The organism is Cupriavidus sp. YAF13 (assembly GCF_052113425.1).
Taxonomy (GTDB): Bacteria; Pseudomonadota; Gammaproteobacteria; order Burkholderiales; family Burkholderiaceae; genus Cupriavidus.
The window spans coordinates 1-3,585 of record NZ_JBFRDD010000126.1; the positions used below are offsets into that span (position 1 = coordinate 1).

Sequence of the window (3,585 nt, forward strand, 5' to 3'; positions counted from 1 at the left end):
GTCGCTGCGCCCATCACGTATGTGGCAGAAGATCAGCGTTTCGGAAGTGGGCTCTCCCGAACGGTAGAGGTTGTCGGGCGTGGCTTCATGGAATACGACGCTAATCAAGTCGAGCGGCGAAAGGATGATCTCCCTGATCGCGCTCGTGAGCTCGCTGGCGATCCTGGCTTTGACGCCAGCTTCGATTCCGACCTTGCATTCGCAAACAATGATGGGCATGTTGTGTCTCCGTGAAAATAGGGCTGCTGAGGCCTCAGTCTCTCGGAACGTCGCCGCTGGTGATTGCATTGGGGTGCCACCACTTGCTTGGAAGTGCCATGACATGCGGTCGTGCCGCCGGTCCTCCGCTAGACGCTCGGGCGCCGCAGGAGCGGCTGACGGCAGCTTTGGCACAAGCTGGCGGCCTGTTGTGAGGAATCGGAATTCGCCGGCCTACGTTTTTCGAAACATCAATGACTTAACAGTTGTCCATCGGGGCACGCCCGACCCCGAAGGGGGGCGCAGCGGCTCTAGTGGACGCAGCGCTTGCACGGCGCGCTTGAGCAGCACGATCCAGTCGTCCAGTTCTTCTATGATGGCCTCGGCTTGGTCCACGATGGTCGGACCAGTGGTTGGATACGACAATGTGTTCCTGTGCCTCAATGCGCTTCCCTGCTCGATCGATGACCCTTTGCATTTCGTCCAGGTCTTCCAACGCTTCCTGTAAGTTGCGCGTGTCCTCTACCCCTGGTTGCATCATGGACCCCATGCTGATCTGGTGCTGATGCCTCGGTTTTAGATGAGATATGAAGGCCTCGGTATAGGGGGCGTCCTACAAGGCAGACATTGTGCCTGGAGGGCTCGTGTGGCCGGGGAGCATGGCTTGCGGCTGGTATAACCTTACACGCGTGGAGAACGTGCGCAACGGAGCCAGACCAGCCGGATTCGGGGGCGGGCGCCGTCGGTGTTGAAGGAAATGCACTTGGCGCGAATCGGTCTCAAAGGTCAGGGCTGCAGTGCCGCTCCCAGACGGGCAGGGCAATGGTGATCGCTTCGGGTGCGAAGGCGGAGCAACACAGGGCTGGCGAACTCAATCTCATCTGCAAGGCTAAAACTGATGCGGGCCCCGTCGCGGTCGAATGAACTGTAAGAATCTTGGCGCGATCGAACTCAATTGACCTTACTAGGCACTTTTTTGCTGCTTCAAAGGAATCCAGCCTTGGAAGCCCTGAATGATGGCCCAGAGCTTCTGCGGGATCTCGATAGCCGGAAGCTTCGCAGGATCAAGCTCAACGTCCACCTCCTGACCCTGTTGAACACGGCTCACCCAATCCGGGTTGATGATCAAGCCCCGGCCAAGCGCGACCATTGATAACCCAGTATCCACTGCTCGGCTGGCATGGTCGGGGGTCAGGATGCTGCCGGCAGCGAGCACTGGAACCCGTTTGGCAACCCGTTCGACGATACGGCTGACGATGGATTGACCGTCAGAGTCATCGATAGGCCGGTCTGTCAACAGGTTGGCCAGTGAGGCGTGGATGTAATCCACACCCAGTTCCAACAGCCGGTCGACAAAGGCAAGCGTCTGGTCAATGCGATACCCTCTCCAAGTTGCGTGAGATGCGATGCTCAGACTGCGTTGCTAGCTCTCAACGCATACTTCGCCACCATCGCCTTCACCTCACTGACCAGGTCGCAGCCCCTGCGACATCAAAGAGCTTGACCAGCACCATCGGATCGTTCGCCTCCGACTGTGAGCCGAGCGGATAGCCCGCCATCTTTTGAAGCAACTGCGTATGCAGCTTGTTTTCCATCGGTGACATCTCCAACGCCATGCATATCGAAGGCGAGGGAAATCGTCACCCTGGGCAGGGAAGCGATTTCCCCGCTGGGATCAACAGAAAGACGACGTTCAGCAGTCGTCGAGCGTATTCACCAACTTCGCCAGCTTTCGAATGTCGTCGGCGGCCAGTTCCACAGTGAAACTGTCGGAGACCGGGTCATCGAGGTCCTGGTGGCGCTCACACTCCTTCAGCACCTGCCGAGCGAAGGTCAAGAGCGTCAACGATGCGTCATAGCACCGCATCATCGAAACCGATGAATCCGCCTCCGGCAAGTCGTCCACCTCGTGCACCGACATGCCCTGGATGAGACGTTCCGCTTTGGCAGGCTCGAACCCGTGCTGCAGGATCGGCATGCTCTCGGTGTCTTTCCAGAGCGTGCCGGCGTCTAGCGCGCGACGCACGATGGATGTCGCCCCGTCTTCATGTGGCGCGGAGACACCTACCGTGAGACGCTGCACATACCCAAGCTCCAGCGTCACCAGGAACTTCGGATAGTTCCGGCTCATGCCTTGCCAGAACGGAACGTGACCGCTTTGGGCAGGTTGGCGATGGAAGCCAGCGGATAGATTGCGCAAGAATTGCATTTCAAGACTCCTTGAAGATGCGGGTTCCGGCATGACCCCGATCGGGGATGCGGTCCCCTCGGGATGGTTGAAACAATCACACTCCAGATCCCGAAGGATCCACAGCCATTACAGGAGCCAAGCTGTGTTTGATACCAACGTCAACAACGGATCCACAGGCGCACCAGGTTGTCCCCGGAGACACTCGTGTTTCCCTTGCGTTTTGCGGCAAGCCGCAGATAGCGCACCAGCACTTCCAGGTCATGATCGGAAGCCTGCGCGAACCAGTCGTTCCAGTGCTGCCAGAACGATTTGCGATTTCCCTCCATATCGATTCTCCTAACAACGGGAATCGATCCCAGGGGACGGATTCCCCAGGTGGGTGGAAACATCACGGCGTCAGCAACACCTCACTGATCGCCCTCTTCCTCGAGTTCGCCGAACAAATCCCAGACAAAGCGAGCCGGTCGAAAGCTAATACCATCGACCTTGAATCCTTCTCCGTAATGGCGGAAGTTCGCTTCGATGAATGTCGTGACCTCCGACATCGTCTTGAAATATGTCACGTCGCATTTGCTGTGCTTATGAAACTCCACACAGTATTCGGCGTTGACCCAGATCTTCTTTCCCTCAGCCGGGACGGCTGCCACTGTCATGTCATAGATCTCCAGTTAGAGAGCCGCGTGGCCTCGCGTAGCGAGACAGCAGCCAAGTTGAGTACAACGATTGCACTTCAGATCCCCAGGGACCCACAGCCATCGCAGAAGCCAGCTGTGTTGGGCGCCATCGAGATGGCATGCTGGTGACGCGAGCAGCGGATCGAATCGTCGATCAACGTAAAATCCTGTCGATGGCCACGCGAGCGGCATGGCCATCGACAGGACCTCACGCAGAGGTCGGGACCGAGCAATACGGATAGATTGGATGGAGACAATTCAGATCACACCTCTGACGGCCTGTCGGCCGACGCGCCGCGAGAGAGGCCTGGCGCGCATTTAGAGGGAGTTCAGCCGCGACCTTCGTGGTAGTCACCACCCTGGGGAATCGAGTGGGCCGGGGCGGACTTGCCGGAGCAGCCTGGGTCACAGGCCCTGCTCGGGAAAGCCCGCCATCGGCGGGTAAGAGGGCTGGCACGATCGTCAGTGCAACAACTGCACGGCGATGTTGCCTGTCACCAGACCAAGCGCGGCAAAGGCCCA

At 58.4% G+C, this 3,585-nt stretch carries 6 protein-coding genes; all 6 read right to left on the minus strand.

Annotated features, from left to right (window positions below; all coding sequences use genetic code 11):
* Positions 1–219 (minus strand): tautomerase family protein (locus AB4061_RS40315; protein ID WP_441641621.1); only part of this gene is annotated, 219 nt, incomplete at its 3' end.
* A gap of 943 nt (positions 220–1,162) precedes the next feature.
* Positions 1,163–1,540 (minus strand): oxidoreductase, encoded by a 378-nt coding sequence (locus AB4061_RS40320; protein WP_441641622.1) that lies wholly within the window; start codon positions 1,538–1,540, stop codon positions 1,163–1,165.
* 115 nt (positions 1,541–1,655) lie between these two features.
* Positions 1,656–1,793, minus strand: a complete 138-nt coding sequence (locus AB4061_RS40325; RefSeq protein WP_441641623.1) for a hypothetical protein — start codon at positions 1,791–1,793, stop codon at positions 1,656–1,658.
* A 98-nt stretch (positions 1,794–1,891) separates the two neighbouring features.
* Entirely contained in the window at positions 1,892–2,407 is a 516-nt protein-coding gene (locus tag AB4061_RS40330) for a hypothetical protein (protein WP_441641624.1), read from the minus strand.
* Between the two features lie 140 nt (positions 2,408–2,547).
* Positions 2,548–2,715 carry a hypothetical protein gene (locus AB4061_RS40335; protein ID WP_441641625.1) on the minus strand — a complete coding sequence of 56 codons (168 nt, stop codon included), beginning with the start codon at positions 2,713–2,715 and terminating at the stop codon, positions 2,548–2,550.
* Positions 2,716–2,796: 81 nt separating this feature from the next.
* Positions 2,797–3,042 carry a hypothetical protein gene (locus AB4061_RS40340; RefSeq protein ID WP_441641626.1) on the minus strand — a complete coding sequence of 82 codons (246 nt, stop codon included), beginning with the start codon at positions 3,040–3,042 and terminating at the stop codon, positions 2,797–2,799.
* Between the last annotated feature and the right edge of the window lie 543 nt (positions 3,043–3,585).